1 protein-coding gene is annotated in these 477 nt (G+C 38.2%); it reads left to right on the top strand.

The annotated features are described in order from the left end of the window. On the top strand, positions 1 to 477 hold a 477-nt coding region (locus J7R05_RS07880), incomplete at both ends, for a proton-conducting transporter transmembrane domain-containing protein (protein ID WP_281388233.1).

Genomic DNA, 477 nt, shown 5'->3' on the forward strand with positions numbered 1-477 from the left:
AATTTGATTCTCCGTATGGATGGTTTGTCATGGCTTTTTTGTTTACTCATTACAGGAATTGGGCTGCTTGTTGTCGTTTATGCGCGATATTATATGGATCCGGCAGATTCTGTACCGAGGTTTTTTTCCTTTTTTTTGGCTTTTATGGGTTCAATGACAGGGCTAGTCTTATCAGGTAATCTCGTCTTTTTGGTTGTTTTCTGGGAACTCACCAGTGTTTTTTCTTTTTTGTTGATCGGTTATTGGTACCATAATGCAAGTGCACGTGAGGGTGCGCGTATGGCTTTAACTGTTACAGGTTTTGGTGGTTTTGCCCTTTTTATTGGAGTTTTATTGATTGGCCTTATCGTTGGCAGTTTTGATTTAGATAAGGTATTACAGTCTGGGGATATGATCCGATCAAATGTTCTTTATCGTCTTGTCCTTATTTGTATTTTATTGGGAGGTTTAACAAAAAGTGCACAATTTCCGTTTCAT

This window comes from Bartonella capreoli (assembly GCF_902813205.1).
In the GTDB taxonomy this organism is placed as follows: domain Bacteria; phylum Pseudomonadota; class Alphaproteobacteria; order Rhizobiales; family Rhizobiaceae; genus Bartonella; species Bartonella schoenbuchensis.